We start from the raw sequence: 21,563 nt of genomic DNA on the forward strand, positions 1-21,563 counted from the left end.
GTTAAGCGAGAAAGAGTTCAGCGGCACCGCTGGCGAAGACGTCCGCCCCAGCCGCATTGAGATGGACGTTGTCGGGGCCAAAGAGCTGGCGCCGGGTGCCCGCGTATCCGTACTCGGCGTAGCTCGCGCCGAACCGCGGCCGGGCGTCGAACAGCGCCAGGTCGAGCGTGCTGCAGAATTGCCGGGCGGCAGATGCATAGGCGTCCATCTGCTCGGGCACGCCGCTTCGCGGTGCCTGGGGGCGCAAGCACAGGGCGACATCGGCAGCGCGGTTTGCGCTGCACAGCGTCGAGACAATCGACGTGATATCGGCGGTATATTGGGCCACGGATCGCGACTGGCTTTCGTCGTTACCGCCAAGGCCAAGCGCGACCGCGTCGAAACCGAGCCGGCCGAGTGCCTGGAGCCAAACCGCCTGGTCGACCGACGCCCAGCCCAAGGCCGAGGAGCCGCCATATGCGAGGTTATGCACCAGACAGCCGGTTGCCGCCGCCAGCACGACGCCGGCAATCTTCACCATGCCCGATACGACCTCGATCTGCAGGCTGAACGGCCCGGCGGGCGGGGCGGCAAGCACGACCTTTCCCGGGGATGCGCCAAGATCGAGGCTGGCCCAGTTTCCCGCTCCATAGCGGTAGCGAATGCCTCCGCCGGCATGGTGAAGCTCGACCAGCGAGATTGCCAGCGCGCCCGGATAGTCGACGACGTACGTCGAACCGGCGGAGAAAGACTGGATGCCGCGGGTGTCGGGCGACCATGGTTGATACAGCAGATTCTGCCATGTCCCGGTAACCGTCACGCTGGCATCGCCGCGCATGGCCCCGCCATCGTCTGCCGAATAGCCGACGCTGCTCGTGTTGAGACAACACCAGCCCGGTCCGGCATTGCCGAACGCCGCGCGCAGCCGCTGCACAAGCGGTCGGTTGGCCTGCCCGGTAACCTCACGGAACTGGCTGTCGCCGATGATCGCCAACGCCGCGCGCTCGCCGCGAAACCGCATGCCGTGGGCTTTGGATCGCCATCCGCGAACCGCGTCCGCGCGCGAGATCGAAGGCGGTTCTGCCGGCACGCCGGCGCTGCCCGACACGGCGCCGGTCCGGTCGATCGAGAAGCCGGTCAGCCCGTAGCCATCGGTCAGCAGGAACGCCTGCCCCTGGGGCCCCGGCGCCAGCGTCATGTCGCCGCGGTCGGTCATACCGCCCGCGATCAGGCCGTAATTGTCCATCGTCGGTGCGGCAAAGCCAGTGAATTCGCGGGCAAGCTTTAACGTGCTGACGCCGTCGATATGCTGTTGCGACAGACTGCCGTCACGCCGGAAGCCGCCGATAGTGAATCCATAGGGGTCGAGTATGGGAAACGCGAAGAGGTTGGGGCCGGGACTGATTTCGCGGTAGGCCCGCGCCAGATCGCTGGCGGTCTGTTCGACGCGCGCGACGGTCGGCCGCGCGGCGGCTTCGACCAGTGGGGTGATGGCGGCGCTCTTCGTCCGTCCGCCATCGGCCGGATCCGCGACGATGACGCGTTCGGTGCCGAGTGGGGTCGACAGGACGGGCAGCCCGGAGATTTTCGCCATGTCAGTGTCCTCGCGCGAACCAGCGAAAGCCGCCATTCGCATCGGCCGTGGGGGTCTTGTGATTCTGCGCGTAGAGTTGAGCGCTGGCGGCACTCAGCGAGATCTCCTGAACGGTCGACTGGCCGTCATTCGATGCCGCGGTGTTGATGATCGTCGCGAAGATCCCCTCGCAGACGGTCGGGAACGGCCACGGGAAGTTCAGCGTGAAGCTGGACTCGCTGCCCGGCAATGCCGACACGCCCATCATCTCGACGCTGCCATCTGAAAAGCGGCGATAGCGGCTGGGGCCATCGGCCTTCGCTTCGATCAGGTAGATGACACCCGCCGCGGCGAGCGCAGCCGGCGTGGCAACGACGTCCGCCTGAACGCCAGCCCGCAGTTGCGCGGCGCTCGCGGCGTCGACGGTCAGCGTGCGGTTCGCCGACAGGTTGCCACCGCCCTTGACCAGGCCGGATCCATAGATGGTCCGGGCAACGATGCCGTCGAGCGCCTGTCCGAAACTCGTCGCCAGATCGGCAACAGCGTTTGTCAGACGCGTTTCGAGCGTGCCCAGGAGCCCCTTCAATACCGCTACCGATGCGACCCGGCTGGTATCCGTGCCGGCCGCGGCTTCGCCTTGCGTCGCCAGTTCGACGACGCCCCGGCGTTCGGTCGTCGCCGGCGGGTTCAGGAAATTGGCGTCGCCGAACGTCAGCTTGTCGATCGCGGTCGTTGGAAAGGCGATGTCGATCGGCATCAGCAGCGAGGTCGAGGCGGACTTCTCGCAGATCGTCGTTGCCTGCCCGTACACCGCGAACAAGGTGCCATCGGCAAGAAACAGACCGAAGCCGCGCACGGTATAGCCGACATCGCCGTCGTCGCGGACGATCATGTGCACCATGTTGCCGCCGATCGCCTCGCCCGAGATCGCCCCGATGCGGCGGAACTCGCCCGGCAGCGCGGTCAATGTCGGGGCGGCGACGAAGTCGGACGCGGTGAAGGCGACCGACGCGATCGTCAGATCGATATCGTCCTGAACCTGTGCGGCTGTGAAGCGACCAAGCCCGGCCGTCGTCATCACGAGGGTGAGCGCTGTCATAGGGTGGTTTCCAGAAAGGCGCTTTCGGTGTCCTGCAACGGCTCGCCGTCTTCGGTTTGCAGGTAGGTTGCCCAGACGGCTGAGGTGTCGGGTGTCAGCACCAGATCCTGCCGCACTTCGATGAAGAGCCGCGCGACGGTCTGGATCCCGACGAACCCGCCCGCCGCGATCGACTGCACCATCGTCAGGTGCTCGCGTAGCGGCTTCACGCGCGAGACCTCGCGGATGATCGCCTCGGCGAACGCAGCCGTTGCCCGCCGTCCGCCAGGCGCGGTACCATCCGCCAGCACCATGGGCATGACGATGTCGAAGGTGTGCGGCGTGCGGCGTGGTCGCGCCTCGTGCCATTCGGTGAGCTGTGCGAGCTGGTCAAACCGGCCAAGCACCGTCTTGACCGACAAGGGTGTGCCCTTGCGGCGGTGCAGCGCGATCGAACCGGCTACGGCTGCGCGCTTGTCCGCTTCGGACCAGTCCGCGTCCCATATGTCGACCGACAAACCCCAGGCGAGCCACGGCAGCAGCTCCACCGGGCATTGCAGCGGATCGTCGATATCGGCGGGTGCCTCGACGTCGACGATGCGCGCGGCGCCCGCCTCGAGCGCGCGCTCGAACCGGGTCGCGTTGGGGGGCAGGAGGCTATTCGTCATAGCCGGCATGCGTCACGGTGATGGCGGTACACAGCGCCGCCTGCGTCAGGTCGCATACGATCGAGACGGCGGGCGAGTCGATCTCGACGCGCTGTACGCCCTCGACGGTGAGCGCCGCGTACAGGCCCGACATCGTGATATCGCGACCGAGCTTGCGCGAATCTGCAAGGTAGCGCGCCAGCTTGTCTCTGGCGGAAGTCAGGATAAGCGACGGATCGGGACCGGCGAACGTCCACAGATTGGCGATCAGCGCGAAACGCCGCTGCGTTGCCGGGGCCACCGAAACCAGATCGCCGAGCGGGCGGATCGCATCATCGGTGACGATCGCGCGGACCTGTTCGAGCAGCACGGCTGAGGCGGTGCCGTCGCCTTCGGCAGAAAGGACCGTCACCAGCACCTCGCCCGGTGCCGGCGACGTGGCGCTCGCGTCCAGCACGAGTCCGCTCGCGTCCTTCGCATGCTTTACATAGGCGAGTTCCGGCCCGGCGACCGAGAAGCCCTCGGGACCAAGTACAATGCGCGCGCGAAAGCTATCATCGGTTTCGTAAACCGCTGCGGCGCCGGTGACGCGGTTGCCCGGCGTGGCGACCAGCCGTGCAACGCCGATTTGTGCGCCGAGATGATCCAGCGTGGATCCTGTCGCATACGCAACCAGGCGTTTTTGCAGCCGCTCGTTGAAGTCCTGCCGCAGGAGCAGCTCGTCATAGGTCGCGACCTGCAGGACCTTTACCGCCGGATCGCTGTCGACGGTCGCGTCGAAGCTCGGCAGCAACGCCCGGACACGGGCGACCTTGCGCCGGAATATCGTCTCGTAATCCAGCTGCTCGACGATCGTCGGGGGATCGAAGCGCGACAGGTCGACGGTGGTGGGACTGGAGGTGGCGGCCATGATGAGCCATGTCGGCGCGAGCCTGCGCGCATGGCTATGCCGCGCTCTTGTTTAAACGCATTCTACAAGAGCCGTGATTGTCTCCTATTGCGAATACCGATCATGCCGAATCCGGTCGGAAACATCCCATTTCGGCGATTCCGTTTCCGCCCAATCCCGGACATTGCCCGCTGTGAAAAACAGATGCATGCTATCATGCATGGGATGGATTGCCGAACCGGGTTCAGCCGAGGACCGATTAAAAAGATGGCTTGATCGCGTCGGAGTTACGCGAATCCTCTTATGGTGCTCCACCGCGGAGAGCATGCTCATTGCGTGGAGTCTTTACGATGCCTTGCCGGCCAATTACGTCTTTTTAACCGCAGTTCCCATTGCCTTTGGCTTCGGCGCTTTCGCTGTTGCACGGCACCTAGGCAGAGTCGAACGTCCGAGCATAGTGGCGTGGCTGGCGGCGCTTTTCTTCATGATACCTGTGCTGTTGCAAGTCGCCGGAAGCGCAGGCCTGTTTGAGTTAATCGCTCAATCTGCTCTGCCGGGCTGACGTCTGGTTTCCTCTCCCTTATTGCCGTTCAGCGCGATGCGAGCTGCGCAAGAATAAGGTCAAGGATCCGCTGACGCTCGGCTTCCGTCAGGCCAAGCAGGATGCGGCGTGCATAGCGAACCTTCGGCTGACCCGGTGCCGGTGCATCGGACATACCGGCTTGGTGAATGCTAGCGATCCGCGAAGCACGCCCACCGAAGCCGACCCATGCCTCATCGGCATTGCCGCCACCTTTAAGGCTCTTCGCCATGCGCAGCTTGCGGAACATCTTCTGCTGGCGAAGCCGTCCCTTCTTGTTACCGCGATCGGACTTGGGACGACGCGGGGCGAATGCCGCGCCTTCCGGATCGCGCTGGGCGGCGATGCGATCCGACTGACTCTTGCGGATCTCGCGGCCGATCGAACGCATAAGCCGCGCGCGCTCGGGCGCGGCGGTGCGCAGCAGCAGATCGCGGCAGAGCTGCTCGATCGGTTCGAAGTCGGTCATCGCGTGACGATCTCGATACCGCCGGCTGCGTCATCAATCAGCCCAGCCCATAGGGCGGTGCCGGTCGGAACGCCGGCAAACTGATCGAGCAGGACGGGCTCGGGGAGATGCGTGACTTTCAGGCCCCTTGCCTCCTGTTCGACGCGCACCAGTTCGGTCAGAGCGAGCGTGATCGTGATGTCGCACGTCTCGGCGTCGAGCAGCTCGCTTTCGAAGGTGAACGGTTTGCGCTCGCCCTTCTCGAACAAGTCGGGCTGGTTGGCAGCGATCCAGGCCAGGATCGGCACCAACAAAGTGTCGACACTGCCGGCATGGTCTTGCACCCAGATCGAAGCCGTGTAGGAATATTCGAACGACAGCGAGCCCGCGCGCACCGCGACGTCCCCCTTATCGACGAAAATCTCCATCTTCTCCGGGCTGTTCCTGATTGTGGGAACAGATGCGATCAGATGCGCGCGCAGGCTTTCGAGCTTTTTCATCTGGTCGCCTTTGCGGGCGCCGGGCAGCTGTCCGCTGCCAGCCAGTTGACCAGGCGGTCCTTGCTGTCGGCATTTGCACGGAAGGCGCGGGCCATGCGGATGATGCCGGCGCGGATGGCCGTCGGGATCTGGGCGATCAGTGACGCATCTTCGGGCAGGCCCGCGGGGCGCTCTGCGCAGGCCATCAGATTGGCAGGCGGCAGCGGCCGTTCGATCGCGACGGCAACCGGCACCGCAACGGGCCGATCAGCGGGCCGGTGGGCGCAGGCCGGCAACGCCGTTGACAGCAGCAAGCCACTCACGATCGACAAGGTTGCGGCGTTCGGCTTCGGCATCGGCGGTCTCCATGCGGATGGCCGCGGCGCTGGCGGCTTCGGCCGCGAGGCGCGCGGCCTGGTTGTCTTTGACGGTGCGGGCGCTGGCGTCGGCCATCGCCTTGGCGAACAGCCGCGCGGTCTGCTGGTCGGCGTCGGCGCGAAACGCGACGAGGCCGGCGACATGGCGTGCGCACAGGACGCCGCGCGCGGCGGTATCGGTTGCGCCCCATTCGACGCCCGAGCGCGCGCAGACAATCTCGGCGCGGTGCACGGCGTCGTCGCGATCGGCGCGGACCTGCTGGAAAAGGACATAAAGCCAGGCCCCCGCCCCCGCGACCGCGAGCAGGACAAGAAACGCAGCCTCACCGCGCAGCTTCGACAGGATGGCGCGGATCATCGCGGCAGATCCTTCAAGCAAAGGTCACGCTCCGCCTGGCGCCGACGGACGAGACCGTTCACGACCTTGCCGCCCGCCTTGTTCCACAGGAGGAAGGCGTCGCACGCCGCGCGCCACTGGCCCGCGTCGAAGCGGCGGTCGACGTTCGAGCCGCAATAGCCACCGGTGCCGATATTGTACGCCAAGCTGATAGCCGCGGCGAGCTGGTTGGGATGGTCGCGCAGCGATGGCGTGCAGGCTAGGACGGGTTCGGCGTGTCGGATCAGCGCGGCCTGGTCGCGGGCTTCGCACCCCGCAACCGTCTCGCGCATGCCGGGCGTCACGCCGAGTGTCTCGCCACCGCAGATCGTCCAGACGCCGACGATGTCGCGGTAGGCTTCGAGCCGCGGCCTGCCGCCCGACTCCCATGCGGACACGAACGGGGTAACAATAACGGCGGTGGCGAGACCGACGACGCCGATCAGCGTCTTGCGCGGCGTGCGCGCAGGCGTGGTGGTGCCGGGGTTCGGCATCACTTTTTCTCCTTCTTGGCGGGGAGGAAGGCGACCAGGCGGTCGCGGATGATGCCGGGCAGCTCACCGGCCGCGGTCGCGCAGCCGGTGATGAAACTGGGCGCGGTCTTGAAGGCGACCATCCCGAGCATGAACCCGAGCGCCTGGAGGACGAAGGGATGAAACGGGTAGACCGCGCCGGCCGCCCGCTGCACGAAATAGCTGACGACAACGCCGACCCAGAGCTGTGTCGCGCGCTGCCCCCAGGTGAGGTCGGGATCGTACAGCATGCTGACGATCGACCCGAGCGCGGGCGGGACGAGCGAGCCGAGAAAGGCGAGCAGCCCTTCGGCTAGGTCATGAAGGAGCTTGTGCATCGTCAGTCCCACAGGTTGACGACATCGGTGCGCACGGCGACGGCCGGCGCGGCGATGGCGGGAAGGTTTACGGACAGCCCCTTGGGCAGGATTGGGCCGCGCGCGGCGATGCCGGGATTGGCGGCAAGCACGACCGGCAGATCGGCAGGACCAAGCCCGCGCTCGCGCCAGATCAGCGCATCGAGCGTGTCGCCATCGCGTGCGCGGGCGGTGTCGAGCGCAGCCATCAGATCAGCTCGACACAGGTGCGCGTGACCGCGAGCATGTCGCGGATGGCGTACAGGGAATCGCGGCGCAGCTCGGCGACGCTGGGATCGAGATCCTCAGCCTTACGTTGCCCGGCGCCGGTGAGGTCGACGTCACGATATCGCTCTACGACTTCGGCCTTGGCGGCGGTGAAGACGGCGCGGCGGTAGAGCAGCACCAATGTGCTGATGCCGTCTATCGTCGAGGCGGGCACGCTCTCCAGGCGAAATATCCCCGCCGCGCGATGCCCGGCGGTCCAGGCGGCGAGATCGCGCCCTACCGTCAGGATGCCCGCGATCAGCGCCTCGCGCGCCCGGGCGGGCGTGACTGCGTCGCGGATGCGGTGCTGCTCGCGGAACATGGCGGGGTCGATGTCTGGCAAGAAGCCGTCATTCGTGATCAGCGCCGGGGCTGGCGTATCCACGTCGGGCAGGACGGTCGCGATGATGGTCATAGGGACGGTCCTTAATTTCACGAGGGTGGGGATCAGGTCGAGCGACGGCCCTGTGGCCCGAAGGCCTCCCGTCTCGCGTGATCCGTCCCCGAGCGCCGGGGGCGAGCTTGGTTCAGCCGGCGGTGTCGCCGGCTTGGGATTTCGTTGCGGCAATCTTCGCCTTTTCGAGACCGCGCAGCATGGCCTTCACGCCGACCCGGTCGTGCAGATCCTGCGCGCGCGTCAGCATCGCCGTCGCGCGGTCGATCGTCGGGATGATCGCGGCGCCCGTGGACATGCCGGCCGCGCGGATCAGCTCGGCGCCGATCGCCTTGAGCAGCTTGGCGCGCGGCTGGTCGTGCATGTCGATGCCGTCGGTCAGCAGCTCGACGGCCTCAAGCACGTCGAGCGGGAAGGCATCACCGCGAACCTGCGTCTTGAGCGCGGCGTCGGCGATCTCCTCCAGCACCAGCGTGGCGGCATCGCGCTCGTATCGCTTGGGCATGGGGATCGAGAAGCGCAGCACGAAGCGGGCGAGCGCCAAGGCGCGCGACCAGTCGCCGACGTCCATACACCAGACCATGATGGTCGGCAGCACGTCGTCGGCGCCGGTCGGCTTCAGCGTGCTGGTGTCGGCACCGTGCCCGGCATCGAGCAGCCCATCGCACCATGCGCGGTAGTCGGGCAGCATCTTGCGCTTGGCGGCGACCTTGCGGTCGATCGACTTGATCTGTTTCAGCCGCTGCATGTCATGGCGCAGCCGCATGGATATCGTGGCCGCGGCGCGCGCGGGCGGCGTGTTGCCAGCGGGCACGAGCAGTTGGTCCGCCGCGGCCGGTTTGGCGACCGCGGCGGTGCGGGTGTGCCCGCCCCCGGAGGCAGGAACAGACGCCGCTTTCATGGCTAGGATTTGTTCCTGGCGTCGAGCGAAGCTCATGGCGTGTCCTGTGGGGGCGGGAACGGGGGGAAAGGGTTAGTCGCCGGCCGGCGCGCGCGCGGCGGGCGACTTGCCCATGACGATGTTCTCGATCAGCGCGGCCTTGCCCATGTCCTCGACGACATAGGCGTGGTTCACGCTCTCGTAGTTCTCGATCTGGTCGCGCTTGGCGTTGTCCTCGATCTTGCGCCGCTCTGTGCCGATCTGTTCGTAGACCGACAGGTTGGCGAGCGTGGTGATGAGGATGGCGTTCTTCGGGAATTTTGGCACGCGTACTGCGCTGAGCCCACCGATCTTTTTGTCGGCGAGCAGCACGTCGCGCGCGAGCTGCTCGGTCGCACGGTCGCCCGATGCGTTTATGATCGAGAAATACTTGTCGTTGACCAGCTCGCGGCCGACGATCGCGACCAGGTCGGTGTCCTCGCGGTAATTCTCGTGGAGCAGCTCGATGCCGGCGAACACCAGCGCGTCGATGTTGACGTAGTCGACGTCGGTGCCGACCTCGCCGGCGCCGACATAGATCGCGCCGGCCGCGGTCACGACACCGTCCGCGTCACGCGTTTCCGCCTTCAGCTCGCCGCCCGCGGCTTGGCGCTCGGGCGCATCCTCGCGGATGTGCTGGAGCCAGCCCTTGTTGACGTCCTGAAGCAGCGGATAGGCGACCGGATCGGTGTCCTTCGCCACGAACATGCCGTTGAAGCCGATGGTGATGATGTCGACCGCCTTCGCGCTGACGATCGCGTCGCGCAGCAGCGTCTGGAAATCGGGCTGATGCGCCCAGGCGTCGAGCGTCTCGTACCGGATGAGCGTGTCGAAGTCGGTCTTCTCGCAGCGATAGCGTGTCTCGTCGAGATCGCCGGGATAGCGCGGGCTGCGGTCCTTGGTGCGCGTGTCGGTGCGGCTGGCGATCGTGCCCTTCACGCCGACGCCGACCTTGTCGCCCTCCTGCGCCACGACCGGGATGATGTTGATCTTCGACAGGAAGTCGCTCGATCCCTTCAGCTTGGCGCGCAGCGTCTGCGCGATGGCCGGCAGCACCTCGAAAGCGCGGCTAGGGTCGGCGACGTTGTTCAGCTTGCCGATCTGCTGGGTATAAGCATCGTACTTGGTGCGGGTAGCGTTGAGCATCGGGGCGGTTCCTGTGAAGGCGGTCTGACGGGGCGGTCGGTGTCGGGCGCGGTGGATCAGCAGTCGGTGACGGCGTCGTCCCCTGCCCCCGATGCCGGCGCGCGCGCGAAGCCGGGCTGCTCCGTGGCGGCCAACTGCGTCTTCAGCGTCGCGAGCTCGCGTTGCAGCGAGGCATGCGCATCCGTGACCGGCTTCAGCGCTGCGGTCAGCGAGCCGCTGAACGCGGTCCGCATGTCGGTGGCGAAGGTCGCCGGATCAAAATTGTCATTGGCGGGCGTCGGCGCGACGGGTTCGGCGGGTTTGAACTTGGCGGCGACGGCCGAGAACAGGCGATCGACAATGCTGTCGACCTTCTCCTGTTCGGCCTGCTTCGCCTCGAATTCGATCGCGACGGCATCGGATCCCGAGGCGAACACCGTGCCCGGCGCGCGGTGCGAGAATTGCAGGCGCTCGGTGCCGATCGACGCAGGCGTGTCGGTAAAGGCCAGGCCGATGATGCCGAACTTGCCGCTGCCTGCATAATTGGGGGTGAGCTCGACCGACGGGAACGGCTTCTGGTCGGCCCTGGCCAGCGCGACCAGCTGGTCGTTGCCCTCGACAATCGCGTACAGCGCGCGGCGCTTCTCGCTCTTGCCGGCGATGACGATGTCGTCGGTCTTGGCTTCAAGCGAGACGACGTCGCCATAGCCGTTGAAGGGCGGCTCCGGGCTGTAGCCCGAGACATGCTCGAGGTTGATCCGCGGCGAATAGGTCGCGGGTGCGAAGGTCGCGACGCACTCGTCGATCATCTCCGGCGTGATCTTGCGGCCATCGCTGATGGTCTCGCCTTCGACGAAGGCGCGGAACGGCTTGCTCTTGGTGCCCATGGCGGCTGGTCCTCGGTTCGATTGCGGCGCGCCGGGCGCCGTTTGTTGGACCGAACAGGGACGAAGACGGTCGAGGTCTCAAGCGGCTGATCTTGTAGAATGGCATTCTACAAGAAAAGGGAGATTTAGCGGTCATTCAAAGCCTACTTGTGCATCTGATCTTGGCATAATGAATTCGAAAATGCGGGAGTGAGCCGCCGATCGCAGTCAGGGGCAATCGCGCCGGTGCCACCCATCACGTGTTGCCCCCACGGGGCGGACATCGTTCCGTTACCAAGGCAGGAACCACAGGAATGTCTTGAGGGAACCCCAGGCGTTTCGCGGAGGCAACAGCGTACCCAAGATGTCCACGCCCAACGAAAAGGCGCAAAGGTCAAATTTACCCTTTCCGCGTCCGAGCTGATTGCCCGCAGGCGCGAATTGGAATAATCCAGTACCACCAGTTATCTGGAGCAAAACGGATGGCCCGGCTACCGATTAAAAAGATCACTCGTCCTCGCGCACTTGTTCCGGCACCGAAGGGCGGCGATCTTGCGACCACCACTCTGAACGCTGCCGAGTCGCTGGCCAATGATCCTAGGGTCAAAAAGTACTTCATAGAGTCCGATAACAGCACCGGGATCACTAAAATCCGCGCGATCGGTCACAACGGCCAGAACGTCGTTCAAGGGTTGCTCGGTCCCGGGCTCAGCCAGACTTCGACATGTCGCCCGGTTCGAGACACAGCTAAAGAACGACGCGAGGCTAGAGATGCAAGTATTGTCACTTACTATGTCAAGGGGCTGAGCCAAGACAAAACTGCCGGCGCCTTAATTGCTCACAGTCTCTTGTATCAAAGGTTCTGTTGCGAGAAGGCTATCGCTAAAGGCGAAACTAACCTAGTGTTTTCTATTAAGGCCCCCGCGGCGCCGCGGCGCGCGATCGCGGTAACTCAGGATTTTTAATCCTTAAAAAATTATCTTTGCGCCAACCGAAATTATCAAGACAGCACTATTTGAAAGAGTATATCTCTTACTATTTCTTTCTTAGAGAGCCGGGCTGATTGTGTTTTGCAATCACAGCTTTCCCGATTAATTCTGTGATGCGTTTCGGTACAACAACAATCTTGGTCGGGCGCTTGATGTCACCAACGTAGAGAAATGGCGTAGCAGAATACGAAACGTCGACTACCAGATCGTTCAGACGTGCCATAGAGGTATCAATAAGCGAGTTTATGTCTTCCGCGTCAGCATTTGGGGATGCTAATTTTTTGTAGAGGCCATGAATTACTCCCAATTGATCTCGCACTCTTGCCGTATTTGCAGCAACGGATTTATCAAAGAGCCAACGAGCATCGGCGGCTAAGTTCCTCACCTTGGCTTGCGCCTTAGTTTCGACTGCCTTCTCTTGGCTGTCCGGTAGGATTGACGGTGTTCTTTTTGCGGCTTTTTTGACGGCTTTTTTGTATGCCTTCAACCATTCGATGCGACGCTCTAAAAGGGACGCGAACAGCGTTATGCGTGTAAGACGCAGGGTGATGTAAACGCCGAACAGCGCGATCGTTGCTGCCCAGACTGGGGCGGGAACCCGGGTTAGGAACGTTCCTATGAATGTAAGCATGTCCATGTCGCCATGTTATGGGACGGCTTTGTAACCTTGAAAAGGCAAACATGCGCGACCTTGCTTGTACGGTTACCGTACTCGCACATGAAAAGAGACCTTATAGCTTAACGACCTAGCCGCAATCGGAATGGCAGGTTTTAGGTGCGGGCCGCGCATTTGCGTTCATGGGCAATATCCTTAACCCGACACTCTTGTATAAACACATTCTACAAGAGCCCTAGGAAGCGGCGGGTGCCAAGACTTGGCAAGGTTCGCTTATCATGTCGATCCTTGCCGACCCGCTTACCCTCCCCGTTGAAGAACGGGTGCGCCCGGCACGCAGCCTGTACTGGCGCGGCTGGAGCCTCGTGCAGATCGCCGACGAGCTGGCGGTCAAATACGACACGGTGAAGAGCTGGGCGCGACGTCACTGCTGGGATGACGCGCCGTCGATCCGCAAGCTGGAGGACTGCCTTGAGACGCGCCTGATGGTGCTGATCTGCAAGGAGAAAAAGACCGGCGCTGATTATACCGAACTGGACGCACTGCGCCGTCAGGTAGAGAGCCTGGCCAAGGTGCGCCGCTACGAGGCGCCCGGCGGGCATTCGGGCGATCTGAACGACAAGGTCGCCAACCGGAACGCGGGCGAGAAGAAGAAGGCGAAGAAGAACCACTTCACCGCCGACCAGGCGGCCGAGCTGAAGGCGATCTTCCTCGATCAGCTCTATGGCTATCAGGAGGCATGGTTCGCGGCGCTGACGTTCCGAACGCGCATGATCCTCAAATCGCGGCAGATCGGCGCGACCTATTATTTCGCGTTCGAGGCACTGATCGACGCGATCGAGACCGGCCGCAACCAGATCTTCCTGTCGGCGTCAAAGGCGCAGGCACACCAGTTCCGCAGCTACATCGTCAGCTTCGCCAAGCTGGTCGGCGTTAGCCTGGCCGGCGATCCGATGCTGATCACCAGCGAGCTGCGCCCGGCCGAAGAGGCCGCGGCCGAGCTGCATTTTCTTGGGACCAATTTCCGCACCGCGCAGGGACGCCACGGGAATTTCTATTTTGACGAGTTCTTCTGGGTTCACAGCTTCGAGGAGCTGAACAAGGTCGCCTCGGGCATGGCGACGCACAGAAAATGGCGGAAGACCTATTTCTCGACGCCGTCGACGATCGCGCATCCGGCCTATCCCTATTGGACGGGCGAGCGACGCAACAAGCGGCGTCGCAAGGAAAACCGCGTCGAGATCGACGTCAGCCACGCCGCGCTGAAGGACGGCGCGCAGGGGCCCGACCGCGTGTGGCGACACATCGTCAACATCCGCGACGCCGAGGCGGCCGGCTGCGACCTGTTCGACATCGAGGAGTTGGAGGACGAATATGCGCCCGACGAATTCGCCAACCTGTTCCTGTGCGATTTCGTCGACGACAGCCTGTCCGCGTTCCGCTTCAACGACCTGGTCAAATGCGGCGTCGATACTGTCGAGGAATGGACCGACTATAATCCCGACGCCGAGCGCCCGTTCGGCACCGGCATCGTCTGGGCCAGCTACGATCCGCAGAACAGCGTCGACGGCGACAATGCGGCGCTGGTGATCGCCGCGCCGCCCGCCGAGCAAGGCGCGCCGTTCCGGCTGCTGGAAAAGCACCAGCTGCGCGGGCTCGATTTCGAAGAGCAGGCGACTTTCATCAAGGGCGTGCTGTCGCGCTACACTTGCACCTTCCTCGCGATCGACGCGACCGGCGTCGGCGCCGGCGTCTATCAGCTGCTCGCCAAACCCGACGCAGGCCTGCGCGGCGTCACCAAGGTCGAATATTCGCTTGAGGTGAAGGCGCAGATGATCATGAAAGCGCAGCACGTCATCGCGCGCGGTCGGATGCTGTTCGACGCCGGCTGGCTCGACGTCGTGTCGTCGTTCGTCTCGATCAAGAAGACGCTGACCACCTCGGGGCGCAACGTCACCTTCAAGGCGGGGCGCGGCGGTGACGAGGGCCACGCCGATCTCGCCTGGGCGACGATACAGCTGCTCAACAACGAACCGCTCGACGGCAAGGAAAAGCCGAAGGCCACCATGGAGATCCTGTAATGGGCAAGGGACGCACACGCCGCATAGACCGCACTGGTGCAATCGACATGGCGCATGCGCCGTCGACCGCGGTCGAGGCGTTCACCTTCGGCGATCCCGAACCGGTCAACAGCCGGCGCGAGGTGCTCGATCTGCTCCAGTGCTGGCACAACGGTCGCTGGTACGAACCGCCGATCAGCGTCGAGGGACTGGCGCGATCGTTCCGCGCGAGCCCACATCACAGCTCGGCGATCCTGCTGAAGCGCAATCTGCTGGTGCGGTCGTTCGTGCCGACCGCCTGGCTGTCGCGCGCGACGTTCGAAAAGCTGGTGCAGGATTATCTGATCTTCGGCTTCGGCTTCGTCGAGCAACGCCGCAGCGTGCTGGGCGATCTACTCCGCCTCGACCATGCGCTCGCCAAGTTCACCCGCCGCGGCGTCGAGGAAGGGCGTTATTTCTTCGCGCCAGGCGGCGCGATTGAGACCGAGCTTCGCCCGAATAGCGTCATCCAGATCATGCAGCCCGATATCAACCAGGAGCTGTACGGCGTGCCGGAATATCTCTCGGCGCTGCAGTCTGCGCTGCTGAACGAGGCGGCAACGCTGTTCCGCCGCAAATACTACCTCAACGGCAGCCATGCGGGCTTCATCCTGCACGCGACCGGCGAGTTCTCCGACGGCGACGTGCAGGCGATCCGCACCGCGCTGAAGCAGTCGAAGGGGCCTGGCAATTTCAAGAACCTGTTCGTCCACCAGCCGGGCGGCAAGGATGGCGGGATCAAGATCCTGCCGATCGCGCAGGTCGGCGCGAATGACGAGTTCACCGGGATCAAGAACGCGACGCGCGACGACGTGCTCGCCGCGCACCGTGTGCCGCCCGCGCTGCTCGGGATCGTACCGGCGCAGGGCTCCAGCCTCGGCAAGCCGAGCGAGGCGGTCGACATGTTCTTCGAGCTGGAGATCGAACCGATCCAGGCGCGGCTGCTCGACATGAACGCGCAGATCGGCGTCGAGGCGGTCGCCTTCGCGCCGCGTCAGGCGCACGCGGCCGCGCCATAGTTTTACGTTCGGCATAGCCGGGCGGGGGATGCCGGGGTCCAGCCCGGCACACCGACGAGGACCTGTCTCGCCACGACCAACGGCCATTGGCCGTCCCGCACCCGCGCGATCTGCGCAGGCGGGATCTCTACAAGGCGAGGAAATCCAACATGTACACCCTAAATTCGGTTCAGCCCGTCGCACCCGCGGCGGGCTATATCGGCGGCAAGCGCAATCTGGCCTCGCGCCTGGTCGCGATGATCGAGCGCGTCGACCATGACGGCTATGCCGAGCCGTTCGTCGGCATGGGCGGCATCTTCCTGCGGCGCCGATCGCGGCCGAAGGTCGAGGTCATCAACGACGTGTCGGGCGACGTCGTGACGTTCTTCCGCGTGTTGCAGCGACACTACCCCTACATGATCGACATGCTGCGCTTCCGCGTCGCGTCGCGCGCCGAATTCGAACGGCTGAAGGCGATGGCGCCCGAGACTTTGACCGACCTCGAGCGTGCGTGTCGTTTCCTCTACCTTCAGCGCCTGGCTTTCGGGGGCAAGGTCAACGGCCGGTACTTCGGCGTCGACAAGACGCAGGGCGCGCGCTTCAACGTCACCAAGCTGGAGCCGCTGCTGGCGGATATCCACGAGCGTCTTGCCGGCGTCGTGATCGAACAGCTCGGCTATGCGGACTTCATCCGGCGCTACGACCGCGCCGGCATGCTGTTCTACGTCGATCCGCCCTACTGGGGCTGCGAAACCGATTACGGCCAGGACGTCTTCGGTCGCGCCGACTTCGACCAGCTCGCCGACCAGCTGGCTGCGATCAAGGGGCGCTTCATCCTGTCGATCAACGACACGCCGGGAGCGAGGGCGACATTCGCCCGGTTTCATGTCGGCACGGCTGAGACGACGTATACAGTCGGCGCCGGGGCGGCTCAGCGCGCGGGCGAGTTGATCGTTTCGAACGTCGGCTTGGGGTGAACGTCATGGTACCTGTCTACGCGATCTACACCCCATCTTTGCGTTCGGTCCGGGGCTGGAAGCCTGGCCATTGGCCACTTCTGCCATCCGTGCAGATGTCGATCTTCTGCCAGTCCCTCCGCGACAGATTTGCCGCATAAAATTGTCGGTCTGCGGCCTTCGCCCGGCAGCGCTCACAGCAGTACGGTGGTCGATGTGACGGATCGAAACGTCTGAGCTATGTATGATCTTCAGGGAGACGAAGATGCGATTGCTTCGAGCACGAGTTACCGGCTTTCAGTCGTTTGATGATAGCGAAGTTGTACGTTTTGACGGTGGCATAAACTTAATCGTGGGGCCCAATAACGTTGGCAAGAGTGCGTTTCTGCGGGCCCTGCAGCCATCGCTGTCCGACGATCGGCACCGGACCCCTGCCGAATGGCGTGACGAGGCGCTCCCGGTACCTCTAGTGAGCTTGCGGATCGAGGTGAGCGGCTCCGAGATAAGAGGCGCAGTTCTTGAGAATGCGTCTTGCATTATTCCGGCACCGTCAGGAACATTGAACGGTCCGGTGGAATATGTCCAAAGTTTTCTTGATCAGCCGCTGTCCGAACTTGACGTGCAACACCGTCCTGGCATTGAGTTCACTGCTCCATATCCCTCGCATGGGCGATTTTCATCAGGCAGCGGGCAGCCGATGGCGGCGCGCCTTATTTCGAACAACGGAACTCTGGAACTCAGCCCCCACATCAACAGAGAAGATACGTTACCTGATACTATTCGACACCTCTGGACAACCCGAATGTTCTATTTTTCGGCAGAGCGTTTCAGCATAGGTCAAACTGCAACTGCACATACTGAAAGACTTGATCAGAACGCATCAAACCTTGCGGCCGTCCTGGCAACGCTAGCAGGTGATAGAGGCGACGTGTTTGACAAACTCGTATCACATCTCCGTGAATTGTTTCCGACGGTTGGAAACTTGAGCACGCGAATACTGCCAGGCAATCCCAATATGACGGAAATTCGCATTTGGCCTACCCCAGCCCGTCAGAACGTGAAACTCAGTTTTCCGCTAACGCAAAGCGGCACCGGGGTTGCGCAGACCGTTGCTCTCTTGGTCGCTATAATGACCGTAGAGCATGCGGTGATCATAATCGACGAGATCAACAGCTTTCTGCATCCTGCGGCAGTAAAAGCACTGCTTCGTATTCTTCAGACAGACTATGCAGAGCATCAATATATAATATCGACACATGCTCCGGAGGTGGTCGGTTTTTCCAATCCGTCGACGGTCCATCTAGTTAAACGCGATGGCTATAATTCGACTATTACTTCGTTAAACCCCGCGGAGGTTGGCACATTTCGCGAGGTCGCATCTCATCTCGGCGTATCTATGGCGGACGTATTTGCCGCTGATAGGGTGATCTGGGTAGAGGGTGAAACGGAAGAAACTTTGTTTCCCTATCTTTATCGTGAGGTAGTGGGAGACGTGCCACGCGGAACAATTTTTACCACGGTAGCTGCGACTGGCGATTTCGGGGCCAAGCGCCGAGATAGGCAAATGGTTTATGACGCGTACTCGCGGCTGAGCGTCGCCATAGCAACACTTCCCGTAAAGGTTATATTTGGATTCGATACAGAAACTCTGAGCGATTCAGAAAAAGAAGGAATGGTACGCGATTCCCGTGGACGTCTTCGCTTTCTGCCTAGAAGGCACTTGGAATGTTATTTTCTTGACCCCGTAGCTATAGCATCGAGAATAAGCGCCAAAGATCCCGCTAGTGTTACCAACGCGGACGATATTGCAAGTCGCATAATTGCCTTAGGAAAAGGTTCGTCTTTTTTGATTTCTGGAGTCGAACCTGATTTTAAGAATGAAACTTGGCTCAATAAAGTTAATGCAGCAAAGTTGTTGTCAAGGTTATTTACCGACGTCAGTGATTCTCGGATTGAGTACGACAAAACTCTAGATGGGATTGAGATTGTTAAACTTATGCTGGCAAATGATACGACATCACTGCAATGCCTTGTATCTTACGTGCAAAGTCTGATCGAAGCAGTTACGACCGAATAGCAATCCGCGGGCTCTTGCCAGCCTATCCTGCCCGAACGCTCGGCACCTCACGGATGTCAGTTGTCCAGGCGGGCGATTTCATCTCGGATCGCATTTTCCATTCCCGCGTGAAACCTTGCGAAGCGGTCGTGGCCGCGAACTTTCCAAAGCGGGTGTTGATCTCGTCCAGAGCGCCCATCAACCGGTCGCGCTTGTCCGTGTCGCCCTCGAACAATGTTCGGGGGCGAAGATCCGCCGCGATCAGATCGTCGAGCAGGATACCGGCTTTGGTGTACGCATAGCCATCGCGCCAGGCGGCCGACGCGCCGCGCTTCGCCGCGGCTATGAGCTCCAGGCTGTCGCTGGTCATCGGGTGCAACGCCACCGTGCGCGTGCCGGCATATTGCGGCCGGTCGAGCTTGTGCCTGTTGGTATGGAAGAACGCGGTCAGCCGGCCCGCAACCAGCCCATGCGAGCGAAGCTTCTCGCCCGCCCGCATCGCATATTGCGTGAGCGCGCCGAAGAGGGTGTGGAAGTCGCCCACCGGCGTCCCGAACGAGCGCGTGACCGCCATGCCCTTGCGCTGCGGGGCGATGGTCTCGACCGCATCGGACGGCACACCGCGCAGCTCGCCGACCAGGCGCTCGAGCACGACGGTGCCGACCGCGCGCGCCTGCTTCATCGGCATGTCGCGCAGCGCGCCGGCATTGCGAATGCCGAGCGCCAGCAGTTTTCGGGCCGTCGCGCCGCCCACGCCCCAGACGTCCTCGACCGGAAACCGGTCCATCACCCATTTGCGAACCGCATCATCCCGCAGATCTGCCACGCCGTCGAACATCGGGTTCTTCTTGGCCGCGGCGTTGCCGAGCTTCGCCAGCGTCTTGGTGTTGCCGATGCCGACGCAGGTGGGGATCGTCGTCCACTGGCGGACCTGGGCGCGCATCGCGTTGACGTGCGCGACCAGGTCGCGGTCCTCGAAGCCGGTCAGGTCGAGGAACGTCTCGTCGATCGAGTAGATCTCGAAGTCCCGCGCAAAGGCATCGCACGCCGCGACGACACGGCGCTGCATGTCGCCGTTTATGTGGAATGGAAATCAAGCGGTTTCGTCTGCAAAATGAGTAGGTCTTTGTTGGTAGCAGCAGGGGCAGCGCGCAGCCATCCCAACAGCGCAGCGTTGCCCCTGCTGATGCGCCGACCTTTCGGGTCCAGCTATCTTGGACCCGCTGCGACAGCAGCGGGCTCTGTACAAGCGGGCGCCCTGGATTCTCGGATCGCTCGATTCAGGAAGGCGGGTGGCGATATTGGTGTTCGACCTGACGCTGTTGGGCAAGCCGGCCTGCGATTTGGCTATCAAGTGCGGCCTTTGCCAGCGAACCTTTAGCTCGTTGCCGTTCACCCCGTAGCTCGAAAAGTCGTTTTAATTGCCGGTTAGGCAACATCGTCCTGCCACCCTTAACAATGACCCCTGTGATGTCAGCAGGACTGTCAATAATGCTCAGTTCTTTCTCCGCTTTAATACGCAAGCCATGTTTGTGTACTGTTGCCTTGATATTCCAGATGACCTCCTTCTTTATAAGGTTGCCAGAGATCGTTATGTCATCGGCATACACGCTATGCGTCAGTCCAGAATCAGTGACGATTTCGGATATTTTCAGCCACATTGTATGATTCGAATAGTATGCCATAATCGGACTGCATGGCGATCCCTGCGGTAGGCAACCGCATAGAGTGATAAGTTTGACAATAATCGCCGTTACATCCGGCGAGCATTCAAGTCTGGTATGGAAAAGATGCGCCACGTTATTATCGGTGCAACTCGGAAAGTAGTCAGCAATATCTAGTAACCAAAAAGCGCGTGCTCCCACGTGGCGCGCTGCATTGTTTACATAAGACCGCCCTTTAACCGGACTGAAAAGCCAATCAGGGGGGGTAACCTTCGCAAATAACTTCGCAATTCGAGATTGGATCGACTTTAGGCCCTTGTCCGGTATGTCGATAGGTCGATAAAAGTGACTGACCTCAGGCTTGGGTTCAAAATTAAGCCAGCTATCTTTTTCTTTTTTGTGCTTCCATCGGCGTTCATACAAATTCTCTTCGTTCAGAACCCTTTGCAGCGCTGCGTCAGATACTAATAAAATCTCCGCAAGCTTTTTTCTGGATCTTAAGCGAAAAAAGGGCGTGTCTCGAAGAGCGTACTGGGAGCCGTTAGGAAGAGGTAGCATTCGCCTTCCTCTCGATGAACCCCAATAGATCTAGAACCTTAGAAGCAATTTTGGTCCTAGCTTTCTCACCACGTTGAGCGGTGGGCAGTTGCTCAGCAAAGAACATAATAGCCGAAATCGGCACCTTAAACTCTGCCGAGTATTTCTCGATCAAATCGAGAGACGGCGTTTTGTTACCGCTTTCGATTTCCGAGATATGAGATTTTGACACGGATAGACGCTCAGCAAGTTCAAATTGCTTAATGTCATGAAAGACCCGTATCAATCTAAGAGCTTCGTTTATCATTGTGATTCCTAACGTCCGTCTATGTAGATATTAGGTTGGCGGTTTACTAAGAGGGCTGAAAGAGTCGCAGCAAGAAGCGTATGACCCTGTAAATCAGAAGACCTGCCGAAAAGGCAAATCTCAAAGTATTTGGGTTTTTGAGGCTAGCCCAAAACCCACGACGCTGCCCAAGAGCTTTACCTCGCAGCTCACGTCGCCGCCGTCGTCGGTATGTGTTTCTCGAAAAAGCCATGAGCTTTTCCTTTCTCTGTTCGCCATGGCGGCAAGCTCAAAACGAGCTGACCTGACCATGGATTCTCGCCAAACAGAGCGGACCCGACAACTACACCTGCAACCTAGAGACGGAAGCACTTCTCGCTTTCGTCTCTGCTTCGCCCGCCCGCCGACGCCTCCCCCGTCGCCGGGGGGCCATCGGACTGACCGGAAAAAACGACAGAGAACTTTCGCCCTCCACGCTTTGGCAAATGCCAAAACTG

General features: G+C 61.9%; 25 protein-coding genes. 6 read left to right on the forward strand and 19 right to left on the reverse strand.

The annotated features are described in order from the left end of the window. Position 1: 1 nt before the first annotated feature. Genes sphst_RS05985 through sphst_RS06000 form a run of 4 tightly spaced genes read right to left on the reverse strand, consistent with a single transcriptional unit; the run spans position 2 to position 4,187 of the window. A complete protein-coding gene (locus sphst_RS05985) occupies positions 2-1,573 on the reverse strand; it encodes an SGNH/GDSL hydrolase family protein (protein ID WP_031395789.1) in 1,572 nt (523 codons plus the stop codon). A 1-nt stretch (position 1,574) separates the two neighbouring features. Further along, positions 1,575-2,651 (reverse strand): gp53-like domain-containing protein, encoded by a 1,077-nt coding sequence (locus tag sphst_RS05990; RefSeq protein ID WP_107045299.1) that lies wholly within the window; start codon positions 2,649-2,651, stop codon positions 1,575-1,577. Next, complete coding sequence (locus sphst_RS05995) at positions 2,648-3,298, reverse strand: phage tail protein I (protein WP_107045300.1); 651 nt, start codon at positions 3,296-3,298, stop codon at positions 2,648-2,650. The genes sphst_RS05990 and sphst_RS05995 overlap by 4 nt, the downstream gene beginning before the upstream one ends. After that, the gene (locus sphst_RS06000; protein WP_031395315.1) at positions 3,288-4,187 is read right to left on the reverse strand and encodes a baseplate assembly protein; all 900 of its coding nucleotides are present in this window, start codon (positions 4,185-4,187) and stop codon (positions 3,288-3,290) included. Before sphst_RS06000 ends, sphst_RS05995 begins: the two co-directional genes overlap by 11 nt. A 304-nt stretch (positions 4,188-4,491) precedes the next feature. Between sphst_RS06000 and sphst_RS06005 the strand changes: the two genes are divergently transcribed. Then, complete coding sequence (locus tag sphst_RS06005; RefSeq protein WP_031395316.1) at positions 4,492-4,728, forward strand: hypothetical protein; 237 nt, start codon at positions 4,492-4,494, stop codon at positions 4,726-4,728. A gap of 28 nt (positions 4,729-4,756) precedes the next feature. On the opposite strand, the gene sphst_RS06010 is transcribed toward sphst_RS06005, so the two are convergent. The 11 genes from sphst_RS06010 to sphst_RS06060 all read right to left on the reverse strand — a co-directional run bounded on the left by sphst_RS06010 (position 4,757) and on the right by sphst_RS06060 (position 10,886). After that, entirely contained in the window at positions 4,757-5,215 is a 459-nt protein-coding gene (locus sphst_RS06010) for a phage virion morphogenesis protein (protein ID WP_031395317.1), read from the reverse strand. After that, the gene (locus sphst_RS06015; RefSeq protein WP_043157673.1) at positions 5,212-5,694 is read right to left on the reverse strand and encodes a phage tail protein; all 483 of its coding nucleotides are present in this window, start codon (positions 5,692-5,694) and stop codon (positions 5,212-5,214) included. The genes sphst_RS06010 and sphst_RS06015 overlap by 4 nt, the downstream gene beginning before the upstream one ends. Then, the gene (locus sphst_RS06020) at positions 5,691-5,927 is read right to left on the reverse strand and encodes a hypothetical protein (RefSeq protein ID WP_107045301.1); all 237 of its coding nucleotides are present in this window, start codon (positions 5,925-5,927) and stop codon (positions 5,691-5,693) included. The genes sphst_RS06015 and sphst_RS06020 overlap by 4 nt, the downstream gene beginning before the upstream one ends. 13 nt (positions 5,928-5,940) lie before the next feature. Then, the gene (locus sphst_RS06025; protein WP_107045302.1) at positions 5,941-6,408 is read right to left on the reverse strand and encodes a hypothetical protein; all 468 of its coding nucleotides are present in this window, start codon (positions 6,406-6,408) and stop codon (positions 5,941-5,943) included. Next, positions 6,405-6,920 (reverse strand): lysozyme, encoded by a 516-nt coding sequence (locus sphst_RS06030; RefSeq protein WP_107045303.1) that lies wholly within the window; start codon positions 6,918-6,920, stop codon positions 6,405-6,407. Before sphst_RS06030 ends, sphst_RS06025 begins: the two co-directional genes overlap by 4 nt. Continuing rightward, complete coding sequence (locus tag sphst_RS06035; protein ID WP_031396679.1) at positions 6,920-7,276, reverse strand: hypothetical protein; 357 nt, start codon at positions 7,274-7,276, stop codon at positions 6,920-6,922. Before sphst_RS06035 ends, sphst_RS06030 begins: the two co-directional genes overlap by 1 nt. 2 nt (positions 7,277-7,278) lie before the next feature. Beyond that, complete coding sequence (locus tag sphst_RS06040; protein ID WP_031396680.1) at positions 7,279-7,503, reverse strand: tail protein X; 225 nt, start codon at positions 7,501-7,503, stop codon at positions 7,279-7,281. Beyond that, the gene (locus sphst_RS06045) at positions 7,503-7,976 is read right to left on the reverse strand and encodes a head completion/stabilization protein (protein WP_107045304.1); all 474 of its coding nucleotides are present in this window, start codon (positions 7,974-7,976) and stop codon (positions 7,503-7,505) included. Before sphst_RS06045 ends, sphst_RS06040 begins: the two co-directional genes overlap by 1 nt. Positions 7,977-8,088: 112 nt before the next feature. Beyond that, a complete protein-coding gene (gpM, locus tag sphst_RS06050) occupies positions 8,089-8,856 on the reverse strand; it encodes a phage terminase small subunit (protein ID WP_081877499.1) in 768 nt (255 codons plus the stop codon). A 72-nt stretch (positions 8,857-8,928) separates the two neighbouring features. Then, complete coding sequence (locus sphst_RS06055) at positions 8,929-10,020, reverse strand: phage major capsid protein, P2 family (RefSeq protein WP_031393705.1); 1,092 nt, start codon at positions 10,018-10,020, stop codon at positions 8,929-8,931. Positions 10,021-10,076: 56 nt separating this feature from the next. Next, positions 10,077-10,886, reverse strand: a complete 810-nt coding sequence (locus sphst_RS06060; RefSeq protein ID WP_031393706.1) for a GPO family capsid scaffolding protein — start codon at positions 10,884-10,886, stop codon at positions 10,077-10,079. Positions 10,887-11,347: 461 nt separating this feature from the next. Here sphst_RS06060 and sphst_RS20400 point away from each other — a divergent pair, with 461 nt between their 5' ends. Next, a complete protein-coding gene (locus tag sphst_RS20400) occupies positions 11,348-11,830 on the forward strand; it encodes a hypothetical protein (protein ID WP_031393707.1) in 483 nt (160 codons plus the stop codon). Between the two features lie 70 nt (positions 11,831-11,900). Here the strand turns inward: sphst_RS20400 and sphst_RS20405 are convergent, their stop codons facing one another. Then, complete coding sequence (locus tag sphst_RS20405; protein WP_159043538.1) at positions 11,901-12,491, reverse strand: hypothetical protein; 591 nt, start codon at positions 12,489-12,491, stop codon at positions 11,901-11,903. Positions 12,492-12,748: 257 nt separating this feature from the next. Between sphst_RS20405 and sphst_RS06065 the strand changes: the two genes are divergently transcribed. The 4 genes from sphst_RS06065 to sphst_RS06080 all read left to right on the forward strand — a co-directional run bounded on the left by sphst_RS06065 (position 12,749) and on the right by sphst_RS06080 (position 18,600). Next, complete coding sequence (locus sphst_RS06065; protein WP_031393278.1) at positions 12,749-14,551, forward strand: terminase large subunit domain-containing protein; 1,803 nt, start codon at positions 12,749-12,751, stop codon at positions 14,549-14,551. Then, positions 14,551-15,588: a phage portal protein gene (locus sphst_RS06070; RefSeq protein ID WP_031393277.1), complete on the forward strand. Its 1,038-nt coding sequence runs from the start codon at positions 14,551-14,553 to the stop codon at positions 15,586-15,588. The genes sphst_RS06065 and sphst_RS06070 overlap by 1 nt, the downstream gene beginning before the upstream one ends. 149 nt (positions 15,589-15,737) lie before the next feature. Then, positions 15,738-16,544 carry a DNA adenine methylase gene (locus sphst_RS06075; RefSeq protein ID WP_031393276.1) on the forward strand — a complete coding sequence of 269 codons (807 nt, stop codon included), beginning with the start codon at positions 15,738-15,740 and terminating at the stop codon, positions 16,542-16,544. 244 nt (positions 16,545-16,788) lie between these two features. Further along, positions 16,789-18,600, forward strand: a complete 1,812-nt coding sequence (locus sphst_RS06080) for an ATP-dependent nuclease (protein ID WP_159043539.1) — start codon at positions 16,789-16,791, stop codon at positions 18,598-18,600. Positions 18,601-18,622: 22 nt separating this feature from the next. Here the strand turns inward: sphst_RS06080 and sphst_RS06085 are convergent, their stop codons facing one another. From sphst_RS06085 to sphst_RS06095, 3 genes are all read right to left on the reverse strand, one after another. Then, a complete protein-coding gene (locus sphst_RS06085; RefSeq protein ID WP_081877450.1) occupies positions 18,623-19,648 on the reverse strand; it encodes a DUF4113 domain-containing protein in 1,026 nt (341 codons plus the stop codon). 211 nt (positions 19,649-19,859) lie between these two features. Further along, the gene (locus tag sphst_RS06090; protein WP_081877449.1) at positions 19,860-20,801 is read right to left on the reverse strand and encodes a reverse transcriptase family protein; all 942 of its coding nucleotides are present in this window, start codon (positions 20,799-20,801) and stop codon (positions 19,860-19,862) included. Further along, entirely contained in the window at positions 20,785-21,087 is a 303-nt protein-coding gene (locus sphst_RS06095; RefSeq protein WP_031393273.1) for a helix-turn-helix transcriptional regulator, read from the reverse strand. Before sphst_RS06095 ends, sphst_RS06090 begins: the two co-directional genes overlap by 17 nt. Between the last annotated feature and the right edge of the window lie 476 nt (positions 21,088-21,563).

The organism is Sphingomonas sp. STIS6.2 (genome assembly GCF_000732685.2).
GTDB classification, from domain to species: Bacteria; Pseudomonadota; Alphaproteobacteria; order Sphingomonadales; family Sphingomonadaceae; genus Sphingomonas; species Sphingomonas aerolata.

Excerpts from the sequence above, each read along its gene's own strand:
- sphst_RS05985 (WP_031395789.1), bottom strand. The coding sequence starts at position 1,573 with ATGGCGAAAATCTCCGGGCTGCCCGTCCTGTCGACCCCACTCGGCACC.
- sphst_RS05990 (WP_107045299.1), bottom strand. The coding sequence starts at position 2,651 with ATGACAGCGCTCACCCTCGTGATGACGACGGCCGGGCTTGGTCGCTTC.
- sphst_RS05995 (WP_107045300.1), bottom strand. The coding sequence starts at position 3,298 with ATGACGAATAGCCTCCTGCCCCCCAACGCGACCCGGTTCGAGCGCGCG.
- sphst_RS06000 (WP_031395315.1), bottom strand. The coding sequence starts at position 4,187 with ATGGCCGCCACCTCCAGTCCCACCACCGTCGACCTGTCGCGCTTCGAT.
- sphst_RS06005 (WP_031395316.1), top strand. The coding sequence starts at position 4,492 with ATGCTCATTGCGTGGAGTCTTTACGATGCCTTGCCGGCCAATTACGTC.
- sphst_RS06010 (WP_031395317.1), bottom strand. The coding sequence starts at position 5,215 with ATGACCGACTTCGAACCGATCGAGCAGCTCTGCCGCGATCTGCTGCTG.
- sphst_RS06015 (WP_043157673.1), bottom strand. The coding sequence starts at position 5,694 with ATGAAAAAGCTCGAAAGCCTGCGCGCGCATCTGATCGCATCTGTTCCC.
- sphst_RS06025 (WP_107045302.1), bottom strand. The coding sequence starts at position 6,408 with ATGATCCGCGCCATCCTGTCGAAGCTGCGCGGTGAGGCTGCGTTTCTT.
- sphst_RS06030 (WP_107045303.1), bottom strand. The coding sequence starts at position 6,920 with ATGCCGAACCCCGGCACCACCACGCCTGCGCGCACGCCGCGCAAGACG.
- sphst_RS06035 (WP_031396679.1), bottom strand. The coding sequence starts at position 7,276 with ATGCACAAGCTCCTTCATGACCTAGCCGAAGGGCTGCTCGCCTTTCTC.
- sphst_RS06040 (WP_031396680.1), bottom strand. The coding sequence starts at position 7,503 with ATGGCTGCGCTCGACACCGCCCGCGCACGCGATGGCGACACGCTCGAT.
- sphst_RS06045 (WP_107045304.1), bottom strand. The coding sequence starts at position 7,976 with ATGACCATCATCGCGACCGTCCTGCCCGACGTGGATACGCCAGCCCCG.
- gpM (WP_081877499.1), bottom strand. The coding sequence starts at position 8,856 with ATGAAAGCGGCGTCTGTTCCTGCCTCCGGGGGCGGGCACACCCGCACC.
- sphst_RS06055 (WP_031393705.1), bottom strand. The coding sequence starts at position 10,020 with ATGCTCAACGCTACCCGCACCAAGTACGATGCTTATACCCAGCAGATC.
- sphst_RS06060 (WP_031393706.1), bottom strand. The coding sequence starts at position 10,886 with ATGGGCACCAAGAGCAAGCCGTTCCGCGCCTTCGTCGAAGGCGAGACC.
- sphst_RS20400 (WP_031393707.1), top strand. The coding sequence starts at position 11,348 with ATGGCCCGGCTACCGATTAAAAAGATCACTCGTCCTCGCGCACTTGTT.
- sphst_RS20405 (WP_159043538.1), bottom strand. The coding sequence starts at position 12,491 with ATGGACATGCTTACATTCATAGGAACGTTCCTAACCCGGGTTCCCGCC.
- sphst_RS06065 (WP_031393278.1), top strand. The coding sequence starts at position 12,749 with ATGTCGATCCTTGCCGACCCGCTTACCCTCCCCGTTGAAGAACGGGTG.
- sphst_RS06070 (WP_031393277.1), top strand. The coding sequence starts at position 14,551 with ATGGGCAAGGGACGCACACGCCGCATAGACCGCACTGGTGCAATCGAC.
- sphst_RS06075 (WP_031393276.1), top strand. The coding sequence starts at position 15,738 with ATGTACACCCTAAATTCGGTTCAGCCCGTCGCACCCGCGGCGGGCTAT.
- sphst_RS06080 (WP_159043539.1), top strand. The coding sequence starts at position 16,789 with ATGCGATTGCTTCGAGCACGAGTTACCGGCTTTCAGTCGTTTGATGAT.
- sphst_RS06085 (WP_081877450.1), bottom strand. The coding sequence starts at position 19,648 with ATGCAGCGCCGTGTCGTCGCGGCGTGCGATGCCTTTGCGCGGGACTTC.
- sphst_RS06090 (WP_081877449.1), bottom strand. The coding sequence starts at position 20,801 with ATGCTACCTCTTCCTAACGGCTCCCAGTACGCTCTTCGAGACACGCCC.
- sphst_RS06095 (WP_031393273.1), bottom strand. The coding sequence starts at position 21,087 with ATGATAAACGAAGCTCTTAGATTGATACGGGTCTTTCATGACATTAAG.